Source organism: Pseudomonas sp. F220 (genome assembly GCF_057813935.1).
This window is the reverse complement of record NZ_JBVASJ010000002.1, coordinates 270,841-294,303: the sequence shown is the minus strand read 5'-3', so window position 1 is coordinate 294,303 and position 23,463 is coordinate 270,841. Positions and strand designations below refer to the sequence as shown.

Below are 23,463 nucleotides of genomic sequence, written 5' to 3'. Positions count from 1 at the left end.
TATGAATACACAGTATTTTCCAATTGTTCGTGCGAAGGCCGGGGAAATGGAAGCTCTCAAGCGTCTGGATGCATCGACCATCGCTCGTTGCACACCTATATTTGAAGTGACCAAGCTGGACGGAACTGATCTCGAACGTGCGCGTAAACGAAGCAGCACGCCTTACGAAGACTATCTTGATAAGCGTGCGCAGAGTATCGCCGCAGTGTTCAAAGGAAAGCACGTGATATTGGACGCTTCTCAGTGGCCTGTTGGCTTTGCCACTGAGGGAGGGGAGCAGGTTTTAAGCTATGTTTGCTCCGCACTAAGTGAGTTAGGCGTCATCGTATGCCCAGTCATTGGTTATGATCGGTGGGAATCGATTGAATACCAAGAAACCATAAAAAATATGGTCTTGCCTGAAAAAGCGTTTTTTTGTATCAGGTTGGATAGCATAGCAATTGAAGATTTTGGTGACTTGGATCACTTAGATGAAATCATTGAAGACATGGTTGCCAGTGCAGGTTTGAATGAAGCGAGTACTCCGGTGCTTGTCGATATTGGTGACGTGACCAGGTTGCCTGTGCAAGAAGTGATGGAAATTGTGGAAACTGCTTATGGGCACATGAAAGGTTTAGGGTTCGATTACATAATCATGAGCGCCAGTTCAATTCCTGACTCAATTGAAAAAGCAGTGAAAGAACGAGACTCTACTGGGCTGGTGCAAAGAAAAGAAATGATTGTGTGGAAAGGCTTTATGTCGGCTAACCCTAGCGCATCATTGTATTTTGGTGATTATGGGATACGGAATCCGCGAGCGTCCGATATCATTGCTACCAATATGAATGTGAAAATCCGGTATACCATAAGTAATGCCTTCTTTATTGCTCGAGGGCACTCGGTACAGGGTGAAGATGGCTATGCTCAGAGTCAAAAACTATCGAGAGTGATTGTCAACTCCGTTCACTACAGAAAGCCTGAGTTTAGCTGGGGTGATTTGAAGATAATGGAATGTAGCTTGGGAGGGATTACTGGTAGCTCCACAAATTGGATATCATTCGATACTAATCATCATATTAAATCGGTAGCGGCCGAGATATTTGAGTTTACGACGCAGCTAGCTGCTATTTCTGCTCGTGTTTAGCTTGTATGTTCCTTGCAGAATCATATGGGTGGAGGAGCTCTTTCAAGCCAGACGGTACTTTCTGGAAAGTGGGTTACCGTCCTGCTAGAACTGACGTCCAGGCGGTCAGCCGCTTGCCAGACGACGGTCTAGAATGGCGTGGGGTAGCACCCTCACGCACCTATTGGTAGACGACTCTCCAATTAACTGCAGCTTACGCGCTACTGTTGACTGAGAAAAGGACGAATCTATGTGTAGTAGTTATAAGTGTTCGATGTTGGGTTCATAACCCCTTCAACACCAAAATCCGTCAGCCCCTTGCTGAGCGCCTGGTAGATGAAATAGAAGCTAGGGAGTTTTAGAAGTTTTTTGCCGTGAATTTTTTGTTTTCTGAATTCGGTGATAATTTCGCCATGGCTAACATTGAACGGGAAGTTGTGGTCGCGGTTATATCCCCAGGCTTTTAACAATTTTCCGCGAATGTTTACTCCCTTATAAACTGCCGTAACCAGCCAGCCATCTAGCTCCTTCAGCTGGTTCTCGTCATTGATTAATGGGTAGAAGCTCATGATGCCCTTGAAGAATATTCGATTGCTCACTCCGTTTATGTAATTTGCAATCATTTGGTCCGTAAGGTCCCCGTAGAGATATCTTCTGATCTCCATAATGGCACTTACGAGATTTTCATCCTTGTTGTTGGCCGGGATTTTCAGAGCTGCGAGCTTTGTCCCTCTCAAAGGTTGAATTAGGTGTTTGTATAAAATGTAGCTGATTTGTCTCTTTATTTTATTTTCGGATGACTTCTTGATTGAAATGTTTTTGGTTGATATGGAATACCCCAGAAAATCTATAAAGTGAGTACTTTCCATTTCGACTTTCATCTTTTGTTCGCAAAGTAACCTTATGCCTTTAGATTTTTCGGAGTTTATGGCTACGCCGGTGTCAAAAGAGAAGTCGTTTATGATTTGAGAGGCTTTGCTGATTCGATCATAGTCTGTTGACCAGATGATGGTGTCGTCGGCATATCTCGCAAATCGCAGGCCTGCCTGCTCAAGTTCGCGGTCTAATCGCCAGCAGACTAGGTTGGCTAGGAATAATGAAATCGATGTGCCTTGGGGAATACCTTTTCCGTCCTCGCCTAAGAAAGATTTTATTATTTGCTTTTCGGGGGTGCTTATTAAAAAGCCGTTATTTGAGAACTGCTCAAATAAATATTTGTGGTCGATGCTGTCGAAGAATTTAGAAAAGTCAAATTCGGCTACATATATTCTAGAGTTTTGAGCTAGTTCAATGCCGATGTCTTGTATTGCAAAGTGAACATTTCTGTCGTTGCGATAGGCATATGAGAATGAACTAAAACGATGTTTATTTTTTCTGATGAGTTGCTCATATATCATTCTGGAGACGGCGGCGTCAGGAATTTGGTAAATAGTTACCGATCGGGTGCCGCCAGAAGATTTTGGGATTTTCTTTATTTCAGGTTTGTTTGGAGTGTAGGTGCCTGCAATGATTTTTTTTGCAATTGAATGCGCGATTTGTTTTTTGTGTTTTCGGACATAGAATGGATTGAATTTTTTGTCTTTGATCCAATATGCAGGCGTCTTTACATCCTTGACTCCTGGGCTGGACAGCCGTCTGCTCTTCCTCTCATGTTCCAGATGAAGTGCATTGTGATAGGCGTGTTGCCTGTCGGTAAGTTTTAGTCCTTCGAAATCTATAAGGTCAATTAACTTTTTTTCCAGACTCATGACTTTTCTCCATAAAAAAGCCCGACCGAAGTCGGGCTGTCCACGGGCGCAACCACGTAAAAGTAAGTCGCTAGATTCGTTGGCAATAAGCTTTATCTCGCCAACGTCCATCTCTCTAGGTGCATCCCAGAGTACAAGGGCACCCGCTCGCCTCCTGAAGGCATCCCAAGATTCGAGCACCACATTGAGATTCCGTCAAGTCATTTTGACATCATTAGAGCGTTTTGGCTGGAGCCGCTTGGGATGTTTGGCGGGCGCCATCCCAACAATAATCATTTACCTAACCGTTTCCGGATCAATTGGGCGGTAAGTCGATAGTAGTATCGGGTCGCCTCAGAACGATGCCTCAGGTGGTGAACTAGGAACCAGCACACATGCTTGTGCTGCCAGGTCCAGGGGGTATCGTGGTGCCATCTCTGTCGGATGGCCGCTTGCATGATTAGAGCTTGCCGCAGGTGTCGTTGCTGTGTGGCCATCGAGCCAGTCAGGACACCCCTCAGGAACAAAGACATATCAAACGGTCGGCTCATGACCGGCCGCCAATGTATGCGGACACCACATCGATTCTATGGTGTCCGAGCTCATAGCTGATCTGCAGACGCGCCTGTCGATCCAGTTCACGGTCGATGCGATAGCAGTGCCCACCATTGACCGGTGCAGCGTGTCCGGTAAGTTGTTCGTAGCGTTCGCAGGCGAACGAAGCTCGAAGCTCGTGTAACCCTTTCATGCCGTACTCATGGAGGATATCTCGGGCTGGCCGCACGACTTGTCTTAGAAAAGCAGCGTAGCTTTCGTCTCGAGCCAGTATATTGCGGCTACCACTTGGGGAGACGCTTACTGCTAATTGCAGTGCTGCCTTTGCCTCCGCCGTGATGTCGATCCAACGGGGCGCAAAGGCACCTGAGCGGCCACCCTTGGTTCCGTCCTGGATGTTGATGCGGCCCAGCCGGTGGGCCTCGCGTTGCAAGCGCGGTAGGTCAGCGAGAATAGCTTCGCGCAGACGCATTCCGGTCTCTCTTGCCAACAACGCAATCGCGGCTACACGCCCATAGTGGCACTCCGTGAGTTCCTGCATCACACGTTGCACTTGCTGACGATCCTGGCCGTCTGGTGCGCTGGCGCGAAGGGTTGAGCGATGCCGTCCCAAAGCCTGGCTCGGACTTGCGATCCTCACGTCCTGATCACCGCGTAGCGCCGCGAGGGCGCGGTTGACGCTGCTCAGGCGGTTCTGCGCAGTAGCGATGCCGAGTTCGCCTTGCTGGATCTGCTGGCGCAGATATGTGGCGTAGTCTTGCAGCGTCTGTCGATCAATCTGGCGCGCATCGTTGTAACCGGGGCCGTCCTCTGACCGACACCAACGCACGAACGCTTGCCAGCGATCGCTATGCGCTTTGACCGTGGCGAAGTGGCCGCCGCCGAACAGATCCTTGAGCGCTTGTGGGCCGGCGTAACTCAGCTGGCGGCCATAGCCAAAGTTGCGACCCTCACGCCGACCGACCAGGGCCATCGTCATCTCCGTTTTCGTTCGTTTGCAGAAAGAGCAGCAAGGCTTTCCAGTGGGGACTGAGCCTGTCCACCTGCTGCCAGTGTGTAGGACGGATCAGAAGGGCATTCTCGTGGTGCAGCAGCAGTGCCCCTTCCTCGCGCAGCTGTTCGAGCAGCAAGGCGATGTGGGCAGGATCAAGTGGTGGTGTGGCGACAGCGGCGACAGTGGCGACAACCCGCGTGGTTTCTGGCCTGGCGCGTGGCGACAAGGTGGCGACAGAGGCGGCGACACGCCGCGATTCAGGTTGCGAATGATGCTGCGCTTGGTAGCGGCGCACCGCGTCATTGAGGCGGAACATGGCGTACCTCGAATGTGGTGCCGTCGCGGCTGGTCAGCCAGCGAGAAGTGATCAGTTCGACGAATAAAATGGCGGTATGGCGGCTGCTTTTGCGGGCAAAGCGAGGGCCGTTGCGACTGACGTCGCGGACTGTGAACTGGCTCCAACCTTTCTGCACCAGCCAGCGCAGCAGCCGATCCGCCTCTTCGCGTCGGCTATTGACCGGCTCCTGTTCGGTCAGGCGCTGGATCTCAGCCAGGTAATAATCCATCAGCGTGGAGGCGCGCTGGATGTGTGCTTCCTCCAAGACACTGGCCTCCTCAACCAAGGCCAGCACACCTGCGATACGCAGTACATTCGCCGCCGCTTTGCCTGCGACAGGCTGGATGCCGGCCAGTTCACCAAACTCACCAGACTGACATTCGATGGTGTCGTGAATATCGATCCAGACTCGGCGGGCACGGGCCGTCAGCTCCAGTGTGGCGGGATTGAGTGATCCATCCTGGTGAAGTGACCAGGGCTTTTGCAGCAGGGCGGTGATCCGCTGTTGGTAGCGCTGGACCTTGGCATCTCGGGTCAGGTCGATTGCCTTGTAGAGCCGCTGGCCGGCCAGGCGCTCGGGCCAACTGATCAGGCAACGGCCGAGGATGCCTTGACCATTGATTACCGGGTCTTTGAACAACTGGTTGGCCAGATAGGGCTGTAGCATCAGATGCAGGCTGAGGCGGCGGTCATAGGCACGCAGGCTTTCTCCGGCCATGGAGCGCGCCCGGTCGATCGGGCTGCCATCCCATAGGGTCGATAAGGTGGTAATCGCCTTGAGCAGGTTCTCTTTGCTCATGGTGCTGCTGCCCAAGAACTGGCCCCCTTCATCATTGAACAACCCCATGCTGGGTAAGCCCTGGCACAGGCTTTTGACCAGAGCCTCAATAGTCGGCTCGGCGATGATCAGTCTCGGTGGTACCGGCTCTGATAGCTCATTGTTTTCCGCTTCCGCGTGTTTCTTTGAGGTCTTGGGTTTGGCCATGATGCTGGTGGCTGTGCGGTAGGCTTTGAGCTTTTCCGCATACAGGGTCCACTGCTGTCGTTCCCAGTTGCGCGCCGCCTTCAGTGCCAGCTGATCCACCGCGCTTTTGCGATCACCCGAGGACGCCACCGTCAGTAGGTAAAGGGACAGCGGATAGGTTCGGCCGTCGAGTTGAACATTGGCATGAGCCTGGCTCACCAGGGCAGCGCTGGCCAGCACCGATTGTGCCGCCATGGCGCAAGGTACGCCGATCACCTCGGCCAGTCGTTCGACTGCAGGGCTCAACAATTCTCCCAATGCTTCGACCGGGTAGGGCAGTGGCGCCTGTTGGTATTCCAGCAACGGTTGTGGTGGCTCGAACGCTTCGCATGATTGCATCGCAATTCTCCTGGGATTATCGACGTCGTCCTCACTCGTCCCGCCACGGTTGTTGAGTGTTATCAGGGATCAAGGCCCCTGCGACCTGTGAGGTTTGTCCACTCACGCGGGACTGACGGCTCTTTACTACCGGGAGCTTGGGCATTTCATGATCTGGCCTCCTGAACACCGATAGCGGTGGGCGGGTGGAGGCTGCACGGGCTGACGAGACCGGTGCCGCGAGATCCTGAGTCAGGTGAAGGCAGTGATGCGATGATCGGGGCATGCCTGACTGTCAGTCAGGTGCAGTCCATTCCGTGGGCTGCGGCACCATCATCTGCATCGCTGTTGCTGGTGACATCGGTGTTTGTCACGCCGATTGTCACGAGGGGGAATGCCGCAAAGCCCCATGCGAGCAGGGCTGCAGCAGTGTGAGATGCGCCCGTCTCTTTCCAGACGAAAGAGACGGGCGCGAGTTGGCGCATTAATGAGCCAAGCGGTGGAGTTGCTGCAGGGCAGCGAAGTGGAGAGCAGATGCCTCGGAGGGCATTGATGTGTAATAGGCATCCATCACAGCCAAGGCTGTAACCGTGCGAGCTGCCGGACGCTTATCGCACTTGGGGAGAACCACCCACCATGGGGCGTAGCTTTTTAGGTTCGGGCTACCTCTAAGGGTTGCTGTCGATGACAGCGGCTTGCGCATTCACTCGTACACCTGCGAACAAAAGTGGTCAAGCCTTTAACCGATGTCGGTTATAAAGTGGCGACTGTCGCCACTTTTGTCGCCACACTCCAGGCCAGGCAGGGCGTGGCTTGTCGCCGGTGTCGCCGCTGTCGCCATGAAAAGGTCATCTAGCTAAGGACGATAATCGTGAGTAGTGGGGGATGCGCGATTAACTGTTCGTTATCTTTTTAAATGTGAGCCCCTGCGCATGGGAATGCAGAGCCTTCCCATGCGCAGGGGCTTGGTTGGAGGAGCGCAGTCATGCTGAACGTTACGGATTACGAAGTTGTCGCCATCCGGTGCGATGGCCAGCAGATCGATTCGCCCGCCCGGTGCTTTATTGGCAGCCGATCAGCATCCATTCATTCGACAGCAGTTGGGGTGTACATGACGATCATGTCTTCCCGCAACTGCTCGCTTGGCAGAATGGTTTCCTGCAATAGGTCGGCGTTAGCCCAACGCTCCAGACTTCGGTTTTGATTGGCATTCCCTGTTTCCTGGCGCGGGGTGGTCAGAGCTGTCCGCTGCCACAGACGCGAATCTCAATTAGCAAAAAAACTACAATAGTATTTACTTAAATTTCGCATTTTGACTGGATAAATTCAAAGACTGGACGGAAGGGTTCGAAGCAGTCAGCATCCAATGTAGGTACGAAATTCTTAGCAAAAGATACCTTGTCACCAATGAATTCAATTATTTCACCGCCGCCTGAAGTTTCCTTTTTATGGAACCACTGATCAGGTAGGTCTTCCTTGTAGAAAAGCAGCTCAATGGACAGGTGAGAGTCCACACCTTTGCCCCACGGTTTTCCCTTTGGGTCGAGAACTTGCCGTTTCAGTATTTCAATATTAGGGACTGGCAACAGCAAAGCATAATGAGATTTACACTTGAGCTGCTTTGACAAACCTTTGTGGGGGTCAGTAACTAGGTCACATTCCTTTTTGAGACCATTCCAATCATCATAAGCCTCATCAAAATCGAAAAGAGCAAACATGATTCGGCCGGGGAAGTTTTTTTCAAGTTCCTCACGTGAAAATAAATTTCTCAGAAATATTCTGTCGAAAGCATTCTGAATTCCAAAGCTGCACTTCTGTGCTGGGTACAACTTCATCCATGCGGTTTCCAGAATCATTTCATCGGTTATGCCCTCGGTAAACAGAACCGCGCCTGTTGTACTTTTCAGAGCATGATGAATATTAAGGCGAGCCTCGCTCTCAGAGAAGGAAATGAGACCGGCGGAGAGTGACTTGATGACATCTGCTTTGTTGACTTTATTTACTATAACCTTGTCGCCATCAAGCTCGAATAAATTTATGATATTTTCGTTTGCGGTCGTGATGGTCGAAGCGCTGTGGCTGCTCATTAATACATGGCTATTTTTAGCCGCAGTGTCAGTGATTTCTATCACTTGCTTCAAGAACTCGAACTGCCATTCAGGATGTAGAAACGAATCGGGTTCATCCAAGAAGGTGAGGCAGTTTCGGTCTTTGAACAGCTCGACGATGGAATAAATATAGACCGACTGGAACTGGCCATCACTGAAGTTCGCAATGCTGGCGTCCAGGCCGTTGTGGAGTTGGAGTGGTATTGCGATATCCGCTAGCATTCCAAGTGTTTTTAGATTGTCGAGCTGACGGAAAAATTCCTGAGCACTAACGTCGTCAAACTCCCGTTGAATCTTGGCAATATCGAAATATAGAGTGTAGCGATCGTCCGAGGAAAAATAGCCTTCGGCTAACGCCATCTCGCTAGGTTCTTGACTAACACACTTGGTTAAGCGCTCAAGGAACGTTTTGGTAATCCCTGCCGGCTTCCAGTACCGGTCACTCTCATCATTGTTTTCGATGTTGTAGCTGATGCCCTTTGCGTACACCGGGCGCTTGAGTTCAAGTCTGACTACGGGTTGAGTAAGTCCCCGTCCCCCAGGTTTCGTGATTCCGAGCGTGGCTATGCCGAGCTTTTCACAGATGAATTGCTGAGCTTTGTTGTCTGGTTTTTGCATCAGCAGCACCGCTAGCAGGAGAGCTTTGTATTCGGGACCTATTCCGATAAAGCGGCGGCTTTCATTAAAGTCAGCATTTTTGATTCGCTTTCTGAAAGCATCTTCGTAGTCATTTACCACGCCTGAAACGATGTCATTATGACCGGAATAGTAGATCAATACATTGTCTGGCAGCAGTGTTTCTCCGATGGTTGTGCGCTCTCGGCCGTTAATGGTCAGCCTGCCTGCCTCCCAAGTAATATCTGTGGCAATTCCGTTAACTTCATAATTGATGGAGAAGTCGAATTTAGGCTCTGTCTTTTCCCTGCCATATTCGTAGAGATGGCGAAAAATTTCTAGTAGTGCTTCGAATAAGTTTGACTTGCCACTGCCGTTTTTTCCAACAAACACATCAATGAAACTACTACCGTCAAAGCTTAGGCTGAAATTCTTAAGGTTTTTGTAATGACCGATCGAGAGTGACTTTAGGCGCATGTGAATCTCCTACACCTCAGCCATTAAGACGCTGAGCAGCTCGGTCTGCTTGCCGTTGGCTGCAGTTATCTGTTGCTTGAAGGTGTTACATAGATGCATTAGCTGATCAACTTTAGCGACGATACGTTGTTGTTCGGCGAGCGGAGGGAGCGCAATTGGCAAGTTCAGAATCTGTTCGCGTGACACATTTTTCATGGAGCTGCTGGTACCACCGGCTACCTGCGCGTAGTACTGGCGTGCATGTGGTGCACTGTTGACTAGATTTACATAACGCCGATCGCACCGGTCAGTCAACTTGAGTCGTACGATCTTGTCACTTAGCATCAGTCGGCTTGGTGTCTTCTCTACCACGACGCTTCGCGCCACAAGCGCTGCTGTGTTTGCGCGGGAGACAAGAAAGTCACCCTCAGCAACCTCATGCTCGGGGCGAGCTTCTAAATTTGCGGGCAGCGCCTTGTTTTCCTCGGAGTTGTAAGCACCCCACGACACGGCACTAACCTTCAGTACTCCCCATTCGAGGCCCTCTCGGGGCCTCGATTCACAGCTTGGACTCCAGCCTGCTCCACTGTCGATAACCTGGCTACCTAGTCGGCTCCAAACCCAATTCTTCGGTAGTTCGAATGGCTTTTCTTCTTCGCCAATTTCTGCCCGCGGCTTCTGCTTCTTGACCTTACCCTGAGCCACCAAGCGCGACTTTTCCACGGCAATCCGCCTCAGCAACTCACTGGCGGGTTCATCGTCGGGGTCTTGCTGCACCAGTTTGCCCATCACGGCCAGTTGTAGCAGGGTTTGTTTGAGGGCGTCGATGCTGGATTCGGTGGTGAATAGGGTGTGGAAGTGTTCGGCCAGGCGTTGCCAGTTAGCGGCGAAGTCGGTGGGGTCGCTGGTTTGGGTCAGGTTGTCTAGCAGCGCCTGCACCAGTAGGGAGTGGGCGCTTTCGGCGTCGGTCTGCTGGGCTTCCAGGCGGTCGCAAAGGGCCATCAGCTCATCAACTTTGGCAACGATGCGGTGTTGTTCCTCCATGGGGGCGAGCGGGATTAACAGCCCTTTTAGCGCGGTTCCGTTTACATTTGGTTGCCCGGTGCCCATTGAGTTGGCATAAAGCTGCTTCCAATAAAACTGAGAACCCAAAAATACCTTCGTGAAGTCAGGGTACATAGCGTCAAGGCGGCCAATTCGGATCAAATATGAGGCAAACACAGCTGAATGGGTAAGCCCTGAGACAAGATACGACTTACCAATGGTCCCTCCTGTTCGAGCAATAACGATATCGCCATTTTTCAGCTCATAACCGGCAATTTCGCTCGGAGAAATTTCACACCCAGGAACGGTATCCCAGTTGACCCCATCATTTTGGATGTCAGTGATCCTGAGAAGTAAGGGCTCTCCGCTTTGGTGATTAGCGGATGCAGTGAAGCCATATTGAACATCACTAGAAATCCTCCCGAGCTGGGACCACTCCCATCCTGCCGGTAGCTCAAACGGCCTTTCCTCATTAGTAATCTCAGCCAGCGGCTTCTGCTTCTTGAGCTTCCCCTCAGCCACCAACCGCGCCTTCTCCGCCGCAATCCGCTTTAGCAATTCACTGGCCGGCTCATCACTTGGATCTTGCGGCACCAGCTTGCCGCGCACCGCCAGTTCCAGAATCAGCTCGCGCAGCTTCTTAATGCCATTCGGCGCGCCGGCCAGCAGCGGCAGGTTGTCCGTGAGCAACGCGGTCATGCCTGACGCTCCAGCGCTTCGGCCAATACCGCTTTGAGCTGATCACGCAGGTCGCTGATTTCGCCTTGCAGGGCGGCGTAGCTGCGCAGCAGTTTGTCCGGGTCGTGGCTGATCTGTTCGCTGATATGCGGGTTTTTGCAGTCGAGGTTCCAATTGCGTGCTTGAAGCTCTTCGACGCTGACCTTCCAGGCGAATTGGTTTTCCACCCGCGCGGCAAAGCCATCGGTTTCGCTGCCCCACCAGTCTTGCTCCACGGCGAACTCTTCGATACGCATGGGGCGGGTCTTGGAGTAGTTCTTCACCCCGGCCGGGTATTGGTGTTCGTAGAACCACACTTGTTTTGTCGGCGTGCCTTTGGTGAAAAACAGCAGGTTGGTCTTGATGCCGGTGTAGGGGCTGAACACGCCGTTAGGTAGGCGAACGATGGTGTGCAAGTTGCACTCCGTCAGCAGCTTTTCTTTGATGCGGCTTTTGATGCCTTCGCCGAACAGGAAGCCATCGGGCAGCACCACTGCGGCGCGGCCGCCGTCCTTGAGCAAGTGCATGATCAGCACCAGAAATAAGTCGGCAGTCTCGCGGGTGCGGAAGGTAGCGGGGAAGTTGGTTTCGATGCCGTCTTCTTCCATGCCGCCGAACGGCGGGTTAGCGACAATGCAGTGCACACGCTCGCTCGGGCCCCAACTGATCAGAGGTCTACTCAGAGTGTTGTCGTGGCGGATCTGGTTGGGCACCTCAATGCCGTGCAGGATCATGTTGGTAGTGGCCAGCAAGTGCGGCAGCGGCTTTTTCTCCACGCCAAAGATACTGGCCTGTAGGGTGCGTTCGTCTTCGGCGGTTTTTACATAGCGGCTGCGCTTGTGTTCAATGGCACAGGTGAGGAAGCCGCCGGTGCCGCAGGCCGGGTCCATGACCTTTTCGTCCAACTTCGGATCGACCATGCTCACCATAAACTCGGTGACTGGGCGTGGGGTGTAGAACTCGCCCGCGTTACCGGCGTTCTGCAGGTCGCGCAGCAGTTGCTCGTAGAGGTTGCCGAACTCATGGCGTTCCTGAGCTTTGTTGAAGTCCACGCCTTCCTGAATTTTGTTGATCACTTGGCGCAGCAGTTGGCCGGACTTCATGTAGTTGTAGGCGTCTTCGAACACGCTGCGCACTACGAAGGCCGATGGCGTGTTGCTGTACTCGTGCAGGTTCTGCAGCTGCGGGAACAGGTTGTTGTCGATAAAGTCTTTCAGCGCATCGCCGGTCATGCCTTCCGGGTCGGCGGCCCAGGTGCGCCAACGACAGCTCTCGGGGATCGGCGAGCGGTAGCTGTCGTTCATCAATTCCCATTCCAGCTCTCGATCATCGAAGATCTTGAGGAACAGCAGCCAGACCAACTGGCCGATGCGCTGGGCGTCGCCGTCGACGCCAACGTCTTTGCGCATGATGTCCTGGATGGACTTGATGGTGGAGCTAATGGACATGAAGTTCTCTCAACGCATACCGCAAGGGGGCGAAATTCTACCGGATAGTGTGGATAGCTGCTTTGGCATGTCGTCGGTGCTTGGTCTTTAGCTTGCGTAAAGCTCGTCGCCGAGCTCATGGACGGCCTTGCTGTAACCTGCCTTGCCACCAAAGGCTTTGACCAACTCAATGGGGGCGCCGATCTGGCTGAACGGGTCAAGCTGGAGGATTTTGATGTCCTCTATATGCTCGATACCGGTATCGGCGTATTTATCCAGCAACGCCTCCAGCACCTGGCGGGCTGCGCCAGAATACTTGGCGAAATAGTTGCGTTTTTTTACCTGCTCGGCTCGCTCGCGACGTGAGAGGGCGGGCTGATCAAAGGCTACATGGCAGATCAGGTCGAACGGATCGAGAGTTTTACCTTGTTTCTTATCCACTTCCTCTGCCAGGGCTTCCCACATCACTCCCTGAATGGCCATCTCCTCAATGATGGCCTTCTTCTGCTCGGCATCACTCCAGCGGCGCAGGAAGTCATCCAGCGAGGCGAACTGCTTTTGCACGCAGGCGCGGGTGTAGTCGTGCAGCGACTCGGTGATTAGCCGGCCATCCGGGCCGTAATACTGAACGCGCTCAGCAATGACGTAGATCGGGATGTTGTCGATGACGTACTTGATACGCTTCTTGTCGCCATCCTCACCGGTGAATTCCGAATTATCTTCCTCGGTGTCCGGACCGGCGATGATGCCGTCTTCATCGGCTAGCGTGTCATCTGGCGGCACGGGGGAGTCCTCACCTTCTGGCGCGTAGATCACCACCGGCTCGCCGTCGAAGGCCGGGTCGGCAAATAGCTCGGTGGCCTTTTTGAAGTCCATGATGGTGAACCAGTACTTCCCGAAATCCTCATTGATGCGGGTGCCGCGACCGATGATTTGCTTGAACTCGGTCATCGATTTGATGTGCTGGTCGAGCACGATCAGCTTGCAGGTCTGGGCATCGACCCCGGTGGTCATCAGCTTGCTGGTCGTGGCGATAACCGGGTAGCGTTCTTCCGGGTTGATGAAGTTATCCAGCTCGGCCTTGCCTTCCTGGTCATCCCCAGTGATGCGCATGACGTACTTTCGATTTTCGGCCACACGCTCGGGGTTGAGGTTGACCAGGGCCTGGCGCATGCGCTCGGCGTGGTTGATGTCGTCGCAGAAGACGATAGTTTTCTGAAACGGATCGGTGGCCTTGAGGAGCTCGGTAACTTTTTGCGCCACCAGTTGGGTGCGCGCCTCGATAACCAGCGTGCGGTCCATATCTTTAAGGTTGTAAATACGGTCTTCGATCAGCTCGCCGTTTTTGTCGAGCATGCCTTTGGGCGGACGCCAGCCTTGTAGATCTTTATCGAAGTCAATGCGCACCACTTTGTAGGGCGCGAGGAAGCCGTCTTCGATGCCTTGCTTCAAGGTGTAGCTATAAATCGGCTCACCGAAGTAGGTAATGCTAGATACCTCTTTGGTTTCTTTCGGTGTGGCGGTGAGGCCGACGTGGGTGGCATTGGAGAAGTAGTCGAGGATTTCACGCCAGGCGGAATCCTCGGCGGCGCTGCCACGGTGGCATTCGTCGATCACGATCAGGTCGAAGAAGTCGCGGGAGAACTGCTTGTAGGTGTTCATCTCTTCTTCAGTGCCAGTGACGGCCTGATAGAGCGACAAATAAATCTCGTAGGAGGTATCGATCTGGCGTTTGGCGATTTTTGTCATCGCCTGCCCGAAGGGCTTGAAGTCGTTGTTCTTGGTTTGGTCCACCAGAATGTTGCGATCGGCGAGGAACAGGATGCGTTTCTTCTGCTTCGACTTCCACAGCCGCCAGATGATCTGGAAGGCGGTGTAGGTCTTGCCAGTGCCGGTGGCCATGACCAACAGTATGCGATTTTGCCCGCGTGCTACAGCCTCAACCGTACGGTTGATAGCGTTCATCTGGTAGTAGCGCGGCATACGCCCGGAACCGTCGTCATAGTAGGGCGCTTCGATCTTGTGTTGGGCTTGGTCGTCCAAGCCCTTCCACTGGCAGTACCGTTGCCAGAGCTCGCCGGGGCTGGGGAATTGGTCAAGGCGAAGTTCGGTCTCTACCTGCTTGCCGGTTCCGCTGCGGTCATGGAAAAGAAAACCATCGCCATTGCTGGAGAACACGAACGGCACGTCCAGCGCTTCGGCATAACCTAGCGCCTGCTGCATACCTGAGCCAACGGAATGCTTGTTGTCCTTCGCCTCGATTACCGCAAGCGGCAGATTGGCCTGGTGGTAAAGGATGAAATCGGCTCGGCGGGATTCGCCACGGCTATGCAGCTTGCCCCGGACGATGATGCGCCCCTTGGTAAAGCCGACTTCCTCGCGCACCTGCTTATGCATATCCCAGCCAGCTTGCTGGACGGCCGGAGCGATGTACTTACTGCAGATGTCCCTTTCGGAAAGCGACTTTTTGTCCATAACCCCAATTCCCTGTCACGCCGGCATGGTTGCGACATCCCGGCACTGCTGATCGTGCTTGTTGGGCGTAAATGTACCTCGTTTAGCATTCATTACGTATTTTGTTACTGACCGTTTGCTCCGCAGAATGCGAGGTGCTCGGCGACTGTGGCTCCCGTTTTCAATCTTTGGGCCCTCAGCGTATCGGCACGACGTTGCTGTCCCTGATTTGATTGATCGCAGAGGCCGACAGGCTGCCAGTTGCCGCCTTCTGAATATGCTCACTCCACCACGCCATCATCGGCCGACGGCGTTCGATGTAGTTCGCACGGTTGTAGGCACTTCGAACTTCGTCCTTATCGACATGTGCCAGGGCAACTTCGATCAGCTCGGGATCCCAGCCATGCTCATTCAGGATGGTGCTAGCCATGGAGCGCATGCCGTGGCTGACCAAGCGGTCCTGGAAGCCCATGCGTTTTAACGCCATGTTGGCGGTCTGGCTGTTGGCGTGGGTACGTGGATTTCTGTCTGCCGGAAACACGTATTCCCTGTGGCCGCTGTGAGATTTGAGCGTCTCCAGTATTGCGAGTGCCTGGCTACTCAGCGGGATGGTGTGTGCACGACGTTTTTTCATGCGCTCCGGCGGGATGGTCCAGATGCGTTTGTCAAAGTCGATGTCTACCCATCGGGCGGTAGCCGCTTCGGCAGGACGGGTCATAGTGTGCAGTTGCCATTCGATCAGGCAGCGGGTGATCCGCTTGATGCTGGCGTTCGCGATTTCGATCATGAGCTCGGAAAGCTCATCGGGTCGTAGCGCGGCCATGTTCTGTTTCTTGGGTTTCTTGAACACTGCGCGAATGCCACTGAGGGGGTTCGCAAAGATCAGTCCTGAATTGACCCCGTAGGTCATGATCTCGTTGAGCCGTTGGCTCAATCGCTTCACTGTCTCGAGACTGCCTTTGGCCTCAATCGGTCGAAGCAGTTCGATGACAATCGGTGCGGTAATTTTCGAGAGCGGCGTTGTTTTCAGGTCTGGAAATACATGCAGCGTGAGCGATCGCCAAATGTCTTCGGCGTACGCCGGCGTGACGGAGTCCTTCTTCAGCTCGAACCAGGCGGTGGCCACGTTCTCGAACGTATGTTCCGTCTCCGCTCGTTTGGCTTCGTCCTGTGCATTGCGTTGCACCTTGGGATCAATGCCTTGTGCAAGCAGCTCGCGTGCTTCCACCACTTTCTTCCTGGCGTTCGCTAGCGAGAGCTCTGGGTATGTGCCCAGCCCCATATTGATACGATTTTTGGTTACCGGCTCGCGGTAGTTGAAGTTCCACAGCATCGAGCCATTGCTCCTGACTCGGAGCTGAAGGCCGTCACCATCGCTGAGGACGTAATCCTTGTCTTTTGCCTTGACTGCCTTGAGCTGGCGGTCGGAAAGGCGAAGGGCTGGAGCAGGCATGAGAGCTACCTCTGACACCGTTTTGGTATTCCAAAAAATAGCACCGGATGGCTTGGAATACCATTTGGAATACCCAAACGGCTGGAACTCAAAAAACCTCTCCAGCGCCCAGTGGCGCTTAAACCCTTGATTTTGCTGAATTTCAGGCACAAAAAAAGACGTCCGTGGACGTCTTTAGATGATGAAGTGGTGGAGCCGGGGGGATTTGAACCCCCGTCCGCCAGTACTCCGCTGTCGGTACTACATGCGTAGCCGTGTCTATTAAGTTAACCCTCAGCGACCCGACGGGCAGGGTGCTTTGGGCGAGTTGTGTAAGTTTTAGCCGCTTCGTCCACAACGTACTGCACGGCGATTCTGTTCTATATGACAATCACTTCGGGTTTACAGACATCCCCTAGTGATTGCTGGCGCCGAAGCGACCAGGAGGGGGGCTAAGGCAGCTTACGCTGCGAGAGCTTGCCCCTCGTAGTTTTCGTCATTGGCAACTATAAGTAGTTGCAACAGTGGATTTACGAGTTCTGTTACCAACTCGGCATGCACCTAAAGTTTCGCAACCGGCGTCGAATCCTAAACGGCCCCGAACCTGCTGTGTATAACCAGCAGGTAGTCACAGTGTACGCCAATGCGCGCTGCGAGTCGACCATCTGTCCGTGCTTGCGCGTCAGGGGCAACGCTGGATTGGCTCTGGCCCGGCCCTATTGGCTATTCATGTGGCTTTGAATGTCCTGGAGCGCCTGCTGTGTCAGGGAAACACACTCTTTGTCATTGTTTGCGGCGTGGGCGGCCTTGGCTTGTTCGGTTTTGGTTATTGCACCACCTTTGGTGGCGGCGTCCAACGTGGCAGCGCTGGCCAGCTTGTTATTGACTGCTTGAAGGTTCATCACGCATTGATCACTGTCGCTTGAAGCAAACGCGGGGGAGGCCAGCATTGTTGTGATGATGAGCAGTCCAGCCAGGGCAGAACGCTTCATGGGTATCTCCTTGAACAGATTGGCTTTGGGCCACGCTTGTTGGGGCTTAACAAATGGACTGTGGCGGCGCGTAAGGGTTCTGTTTTTGCTTGCGATGAAGTGAAAGAATTTTCCGGGGTCTGGGTACTAAAAAGAGGCCCAAACGCTAATGCCAGTCAGCTAAAGAGTTTCAGGCTCGGCACACTCCCTGTAGCAGCTGGCGAAGCCTGCGTTCGGCTGCGCAGCAGTCGTAAAATCAGACACCGCGGTCTTTCAGGTTAACCGTGGAAGCAGGATTTACGACCGCTTCGCAGCCGAACGCAGCCTGGCGGCAGCTGCTACGGATCGCGTGGCGGCTTAACTTACCGGTATCGGGCTAAAACGCCCCTTTTCCCGTGCGCCGGTTTCAGACCGCTCTGGCCTGAGTGACCCGGTCCACGAGGTAGACCAGCCCGTGATAATCGATCCCGCCGTGCTGAGTCAGACCAATTTCACAGGTGCGACTGGTGGAGATACCTTCGCTGCAGTGCTGTACCGCATCCTTGAGTGTGCGTAGCGAATGAGCATTCAGTTCGGGCGTGGTGAAGCCCTTGTCGCCGGCAAAACCACAGCAGTGTATGCCTTCGGGAATGACCACGTTGTTGCTGCAACGGCGGGCCAGATCGATCAGCGCCTGGCTTTCCCCAAGATGCTGAGTACTGCAGGTGACATGCACCGCGATCGGTTCTTCCTGAGGGGTAAAGTCTAGCCGGTCCATCAAGTGCGTGCGGATAAAGCGCACCGGGTCGTACAGGTCAAGCCGCACATCACCGAGGTCTTGCACCAGGCGCAAGGTGCAGGGGCTGGTGTCGCAGTAGATCGGATCGAGGCCGCCACGGCTGGCGTGCAGCAGAGCTCCGATCAGTTCCTGACGCTTGTGTTCGGCCTGTTCTGCGTAGCCTTTAGAGGCGAACGGCTGACCGCAGCACAGGCTGTCCTGATTGTCCGGGAACACCACTTGGTAACCGGCCTTCTCCAGCAGACTGCGGGTCTTGTCGTAAAGCGACATCTGCTCTTTGTCGCCCGCAGCGGGCCCCATGACTCGTGACACACAGGCCGCCAGATAGACCACCCGAGGACGTTGATCAGTCACCGTCGGACTGAAGCGAATAGCCCGCTCCGGTTGCGGCATGGCGTTGGTCCATTGCGGGACTTTGCCTTTGGACAGCCTGGTCACCGCAGCAGAAATCTTCGCCAATCGCGGTGCGCCCAGCAACATGCGCGCACCGTTGGCGGCATGCAGTGTGAAGCGCGCGCCTTGCAGCACAGTCTTGAAGTTCGTCGCCAGCCATTCGGCGGTTTTGGTGTGGTTAGCGCTGCGGCTGCGCAGTTTTTTCACCAGCTCGCCGGTGTTGATTCCCACCGGGCAGCGTTGCGCGCACAGACCGGTGGCGGCACAGGTGTCGATACCTTGATATTGGTAGGCCTCTTCCAGTTCCGAGGTATCGATGCCGGCGCGTTTTTTCGCCTGGATATCGCGCCAGATCACGATGCGCTGGCGCGGGCTCAGGGTCAGGCCTTTTGACGGGCAGACCGGTTCACAGAAACCGCACTCGATGCACTTATCCACAATCTCGTCGGCGGCGGGCAGTGGCTTCAGGTGCTTGAGATGGATTTGCGGATCTTCGCTGAGGACCACGTCCGGGTTGAGAATGCCGTTCGGATCGAGCAAGCGCTTGAGCTGCCACATCAGTTGGTAAGCGTCGCGGCCCCATTCCAGCTCAACGAAAGGCGCCATGTTGCGCCCGGTGCCGTGTTCGGCTTTGAGCGAGCCGCCGAACTCCACCGCCACCAGGTGCGCGACATCGTCCATGAAGGCCTGGTAGCGCGCGACTTCTTCAGCGCTGTTGAAGCCTTGGGTGAAGACAAAGTGCAGATTGCCTTCCAGCGCATGGCCGAACAGGATCGCTTCGTCGTAGTGATGCTTGTCGAACAGCTCGATCAAACGGTTCACGCCGATGGCCAGTTGTTCTACCGGGAAGGTCACGTCTTCGATGATCACCGTGGTGCCGGTTTTGCGCACCGCGCCGACGGCGGGGAAGGTGTCTTTGCGGATCGCCCAGAGCTTGGCGTTTTCTACAGGGTCTTCGGTGAAGTCGACCTGCTTTTCCACTGGGAACGAGACCAGCGAAGCCATGATCTGCACCAGTTGCTCCTGCAGCAGCTTTGATGTGGCGGCGCGAGACTCGATGAGCAAGGCGCACGCGTTGGCGGACAATTGCTGAACGAACGCCGGCATCCCCGGTTTGTTCTGCACCGAGCGCATGCTGCGGCGGTCGAGCAGCTCAACCGCCGAGACTGGCTGGCTTTTCAGTACGGTGACGGCGTTGCAGCAGGTCTCGACATCGGGGAACACGATCAGCGCCGAGGCTTTGTTCGGATGGTCGATGACGGTGTCGTAAGTCACTGCGCTGATGAAGCCGAGCGTGCCTTCGGAACCCACCAGCAAGTGGCTGAGAATATCCAGTGGCTCGTCGAAATCCACCAGGGCATTGAGCGACAGGCCGGTGGTGTTTTTCAGACGATATTTGTGGCGGATTTTCGCAGCCAGTTCGGTGTTGGCGCGGGTCTCACGGCTGAGTGTTGCAAGTCTTTCCAGCAGGTCGGCGTGACTGTCACGGAAGGCCGCAACGCTGTTTGCGTCTTCGGTATCGAGACAGCTGCCATCGGCCAATACCAGGCGAATGCCGGCCAGGGTGTGATAGGTGTTTTGCGCGGTACCGCAGCACATACCGCTGGCATTGTTGGCGACGATGCCGCCGATTTTGCAGGCATTGATCGAGGCCGGGTCCGGGCCGATCTTGCGCCCGAAGGGTGCCAGCCAGGCATTCGCCTGAGCGCCGATGACGCCCGGTTGCAGACGGATCTGCGTACCCTGGCCGCGAATTTCGCGACTGTTCCAGTTATCGCCAAGGACGATCAGCACCGAGTCGCTGATGGCCTGACCGGAGAGGCTGGTACCTGCTGCGCGGAAGGTCACCGGGACCTGATCTCTTTGCGCCAGTTTGAGCAGCGCGACCACTTCGTCTTCGGACTCGACGCGAATCACCAGTTTGGGAATCAATCGATAGAAACTGGCATCGGTGCCGAACGCCAACGTCGAGAGCGGGTCGTCGAAGCGTCGATCCTGAGGAATCAGTTGCTGTGCATCACGCAGAAAAGCGGCCGGTAGACTCATTGGTCCTCCAGGATCAGCACCACCAGGTCTTTCGGACCGTGGGCGCCGTAAGCCAGGACTTGTTCGATGTCGGCGGTTTTCGACGGGCCGGACACCAACAAGGCATTGGTTGGCATGCCTTGGGCCCATTCGAATTGCTGCTGCACCTGATAGAAGTTGTCATGGATTTCACTGGCCTTGAGCAGGGCGAAATGCACGGGTGGCACCAGGCTCATCAAGCGCGGTTCTTCGCGGGTCGGCCAGATGATCAGGCTCCCGGTGGCGGCGATGGCACCGAGGGTGGTGGTGAGGCTGGCCGGGGTGTCGTTGAACAACTCGGCTTTCCATTCTTCCACGGGGCGATCGTAAGCCTTGAGTGTTGGCAGCGTCGGATTGTGTTCCCAGTGCTCGGTCACGCGCTGGCCGTGTGGCGTTGTTGGCGCGATCAACAGGCTCGGCAGTTGGCGGTCGCGCAGCAGTTGCGCGAGCAGTTCGGGCCAGGCCTGTTCGGATGTCAGGTGGATTTCGGTGTGGACCGCTTCCATCTGTTTGCGCAGTTGGGCGATGCGCTGTTCCGGTGGATAAGTCCACGGCTCGGTCACCAGCGCTTCGTCGAAGTTGTCGGCCACCGGTGTGGTGCCGGTCAGGCTTTTGCGCAGTTTGTTGAGGATGTTCTGCTTGGCGCTCATCAACGATCTCCCTGTTTGGCCAGGTGTTCGCGGGCCATGTCGTGCAGTGAACGGGCGGCAGGTTTCGGTGCGCTGTGATTTTGCGTCCACGGGCCGATGTTGCTTGGCGTAAGGGCGCGCAAGCGGGTAGCGAAGAAAACGAACAGCCGATACAAGGTCGGCGAGCTGTTAAGCCGGGCCCAGGCGTTCCAGATGAAGCGTTCTTTGCGCGAGTACTTGCTGCCTTGGCCGCGCATCACTGGGTTGGGGCTATCCGGAGCTTTGACGTTTTCTTCGCGCAGGCGGCGCAGCAACGCCGGGATGGGAATCTTCACCGGGCAGACTTCACCGCAGGCGCCGCACAACGACGAGGCGCTCGGATGATCCGGGACCTTCGCCAGACCGACCATGTGCGGGGTGATGATTTTGCCGATCGGGCCAGGGTAGACCTCGCCATAGGCATGGCCGCCGATGCGCGTATAAACCGGGCAATGGTTCATGCACGCGCCGCAGCGGATGCAGTTCAGGGTCTGGCGCAATTCGCTGTCGGCAAAGGCCTGACTGCGACCGTTGTCCAACAGCACCAAATGCACTTCTCGCGGACCGTCCAGCTCATGGGCTTTGCGCGGGCCGGAGATCATGTTGACGTAGGTCGTAATCGGCTGACCGAGGGCAGAACGAGTCAGCAGCGAGAGTAGGGGCACCACGTCGCGCAGGTTTTCGACGACTTTCTCGATCCCGGTGACGGCGATGTGCACGGGCGGCACGGTGGTCGACATGCGGCCGTTGCCTTCGTTCTCGACCAGCAGCAAGGTGCCGGTTTCGGCCACGGCGAAGTTGACGCCGGAGACGCCGATGTCCGCTTCGAAGAATTTCTGCCGCAAGACTTTGCGACCGATCTGAATGAGTTGGTCTACGTCCTTGGTGTATTCCACGCCAAGTTTGTCGTGGAACAAGGACGCGACCTGACCGGCATTCTTGTGGATTGCCGGCATAATGATGTGTGAAGGCTTCTCGTGGTCGAGCTGGACGATAAACTCGCCCATGTCCGACTCCAGGCATTCAATGCCTTGAGCCGCGAGGACATGGTTCATCTCCATCTCTTCGCTGACCATCGATTTGCCCTTGATCACTTGCCGCGCCTCGTGAGCCCGGATGATCGAGAGGACGAGGTCATTGGCCTCGTCCACCGTTTCCGCCCAGTGCACTGTCACACCGTTGCGGGTCAGGTTTTGTTCAAGTTGCTCGAGCAGGTCGGGCAACTTGGATAACGCACGAGCGCGGACGGCATTGCCGAGCGTTCGTAAATGTTCTCTTTCGTGGGCATCGCTGAACGACGCCGCACGTTTGCTCATCAGTGAATCCATCGCGCTGCGAAAGTTGTTTCGCAGTTGCGTGTCGGCCAAAGCCTCGTGAGCCCGGGTGCGAAAATCTTCTTCGACGGCTTTTGGCACTTGGTGAACAGGAATCAGCGTTGAGGTGCTCATCTCGCACCTCCGGTACGCTGCCAGAGGAAGCTGGCCAGATGTTGCCCGCGTAACGCTTCTTGCTGTTTTTCCAGCGAGCCATTGATGTTCATCAAGCAGCCACAGTCGGCACTCAGCACCTGGTGTGCACCGGATTCCTTCAATGCACGGGTCTTGTCGGCGACCATCGCGCCGGAGATGTCCGGCATTCGGACGCTGAAAGTCCCGCCAAAGCCACAGCATTCGCTTTCGTGGCTGTGTTCTACCCGCTCCACGTTGCTCAGTTGTGACAACAATTCACGCCCATGCAGGTGGGTGTTCATTTCCCGCCGCGCCGAGCAGGAGGTGTGCAGTGCCACCTTGACCGGCTGGCCGCTGTCCTTGAGCTGCACCTTGCAGACGAACAGCAGGAACTCGGCTAACTCGTAGGTCCGCGCCGCCAAGTCCTGAACCTGTTTCAACGTATCCGGCTCGTCCTTGAACAAGTCGGCGTAGTGTTCACGCAACATTCCTGCGCAGGAACCCGAAGGCACCACCACTGGATAATCCCCGGCGAACAGCGCCAATTGCGAGCGTGCGACCTGCCGTGCCTGTTCTGTGTAACCCGAGGTGTAGGCCGGTTGCCCGCAGCAGCTTTGCCCTTGCGGATACTCGACACGAATACCTTCGCGCTCGAGCAGGTGAATCGCGTCCATCCCGGCTTCGGGATAGAACAGGTCAACCACGCACGTACCGAACAGGTAAACCCTTTGCGGTTTCTCGCCAGGGTATTGGCGCGGTTCGGGCAGCGGTGGTGCGACGCGGGTCGCGTTTGGCACTGCGTTGTAAAAAAGCTCGCTCATCAGGCGCGTC

At 55.1% G+C, this 23,463-nt stretch carries 16 protein-coding genes and 1 other RNA gene; 1 reads left to right on the top strand and 16 read right to left on the bottom strand.

Going from position 1 to position 23,463, the window contains the following annotated elements; genetic code table 11:
* Position 1: 1 nt before the first annotated feature.
* The gene (locus ACZYSM_RS03185; protein ID WP_489068775.1) at positions 2-1,123 is read left to right on the top strand and encodes a beta family protein; all 1,122 of its coding nucleotides are present in this window, start codon (positions 2-4) and stop codon (positions 1,121-1,123) included.
* Positions 1,124-1,350: 227 nt separating this feature from the next.
* Here ACZYSM_RS03185 and ACZYSM_RS03180 read toward each other — a convergent pair whose 3' ends face one another.
* The 16 genes from ACZYSM_RS03180 to ACZYSM_RS03105 all read right to left on the bottom strand — a co-directional run bounded on the left by ACZYSM_RS03180 (position 1,351) and on the right by ACZYSM_RS03105 (position 23,453).
* Positions 1,351-3,033, bottom strand: coding sequence for a reverse transcriptase domain-containing protein (locus ACZYSM_RS03180; protein ID WP_489068773.1), 1,683 nt, complete (start codon positions 3,031-3,033; stop codon positions 1,351-1,353).
* Between the two features lie 89 nt (positions 3,034-3,122).
* On the bottom strand, positions 3,123-3,380 hold the full coding sequence (locus ACZYSM_RS03175) for a hypothetical protein (RefSeq protein ID WP_489068771.1): 258 nt from the start codon (positions 3,378-3,380) through the stop codon (positions 3,123-3,125).
* Positions 3,377-4,357, bottom strand: a complete 981-nt coding sequence (locus ACZYSM_RS03170; protein WP_489068769.1) for an integrase domain-containing protein — start codon at positions 4,355-4,357, stop codon at positions 3,377-3,379. The genes ACZYSM_RS03175 and ACZYSM_RS03170 overlap by 4 nt, the downstream gene beginning before the upstream one ends.
* Entirely contained in the window at positions 4,335-4,694 is a 360-nt protein-coding gene (locus tag ACZYSM_RS03165; protein ID WP_489068767.1) for a hypothetical protein, read from the bottom strand. The genes ACZYSM_RS03170 and ACZYSM_RS03165 overlap by 23 nt, the downstream gene beginning before the upstream one ends.
* Complete coding sequence (locus ACZYSM_RS03160; protein ID WP_489068765.1) at positions 4,678-6,078, bottom strand: YfjI family protein; 1,401 nt, start codon at positions 6,076-6,078, stop codon at positions 4,678-4,680. Before ACZYSM_RS03160 ends, ACZYSM_RS03165 begins: the two co-directional genes overlap by 17 nt.
* A 1,277-nt stretch (positions 6,079-7,355) precedes the next feature.
* Positions 7,356-9,257, bottom strand: coding sequence for an AAA family ATPase (locus ACZYSM_RS03155; RefSeq protein ID WP_489068763.1), 1,902 nt, complete (start codon positions 9,255-9,257; stop codon positions 7,356-7,358).
* A gap of 9 nt (positions 9,258-9,266) precedes the next feature.
* The gene (locus ACZYSM_RS03150; protein ID WP_489068761.1) at positions 9,267-10,979 is read right to left on the bottom strand and encodes a restriction endonuclease subunit S; all 1,713 of its coding nucleotides are present in this window, start codon (positions 10,977-10,979) and stop codon (positions 9,267-9,269) included.
* Positions 10,976-12,445 carry a type I restriction-modification system subunit M gene (locus tag ACZYSM_RS03145; protein ID WP_489068759.1) on the bottom strand — a complete coding sequence of 490 codons (1,470 nt, stop codon included), beginning with the start codon at positions 12,443-12,445 and terminating at the stop codon, positions 10,976-10,978. The genes ACZYSM_RS03150 and ACZYSM_RS03145 overlap by 4 nt, the downstream gene beginning before the upstream one ends.
* Before the next feature lie 87 nt (positions 12,446-12,532).
* Positions 12,533-14,899: an EcoAI/FtnUII family type I restriction enzme subunit R gene (hsdR, locus tag ACZYSM_RS03140; RefSeq protein ID WP_489068757.1), complete on the bottom strand. Its 2,367-nt coding sequence runs from the start codon at positions 14,897-14,899 to the stop codon at positions 12,533-12,535.
* Positions 14,900-15,074: 175 nt separating this feature from the next.
* Entirely contained in the window at positions 15,075-16,331 is a 1,257-nt protein-coding gene (locus ACZYSM_RS03135) for an integrase domain-containing protein (protein ID WP_489068910.1), read from the bottom strand.
* Between the two features lie 187 nt (positions 16,332-16,518).
* Positions 16,519-16,910: a transfer-messenger RNA gene (gene ssrA, locus ACZYSM_RS03130) on the bottom strand.
* A 116-nt stretch (positions 16,911-17,026) separates the two neighbouring features.
* Positions 17,027-17,302 (bottom strand): hypothetical protein, encoded by a 276-nt coding sequence (locus ACZYSM_RS03125; protein WP_489068755.1) that lies wholly within the window; start codon positions 17,300-17,302, stop codon positions 17,027-17,029.
* Positions 17,303-17,687: 385 nt separating this feature from the next.
* Positions 17,688-20,498: an FAD-binding and (Fe-S)-binding domain-containing protein gene (locus tag ACZYSM_RS03120; protein WP_489068753.1), complete on the bottom strand. Its 2,811-nt coding sequence runs from the start codon at positions 20,496-20,498 to the stop codon at positions 17,688-17,690.
* On the bottom strand, positions 20,495-21,166 hold the full coding sequence (locus ACZYSM_RS03115) for a LutC/YkgG family protein (protein ID WP_489068751.1): 672 nt from the start codon (positions 21,164-21,166) through the stop codon (positions 20,495-20,497). The genes ACZYSM_RS03120 and ACZYSM_RS03115 overlap by 4 nt, the downstream gene beginning before the upstream one ends.
* Positions 21,166-22,632, bottom strand: coding sequence for a LutB/LldF family L-lactate oxidation iron-sulfur protein (locus ACZYSM_RS03110; protein WP_489068749.1), 1,467 nt, complete (start codon positions 22,630-22,632; stop codon positions 21,166-21,168). The genes ACZYSM_RS03115 and ACZYSM_RS03110 overlap by 1 nt, the downstream gene beginning before the upstream one ends.
* Positions 22,629-23,453: a (Fe-S)-binding protein gene (locus ACZYSM_RS03105; protein WP_489068747.1), complete on the bottom strand. Its 825-nt coding sequence runs from the start codon at positions 23,451-23,453 to the stop codon at positions 22,629-22,631. The genes ACZYSM_RS03110 and ACZYSM_RS03105 overlap by 4 nt, the downstream gene beginning before the upstream one ends.
* Positions 23,454-23,463: the final 10 nt, after the last annotated feature.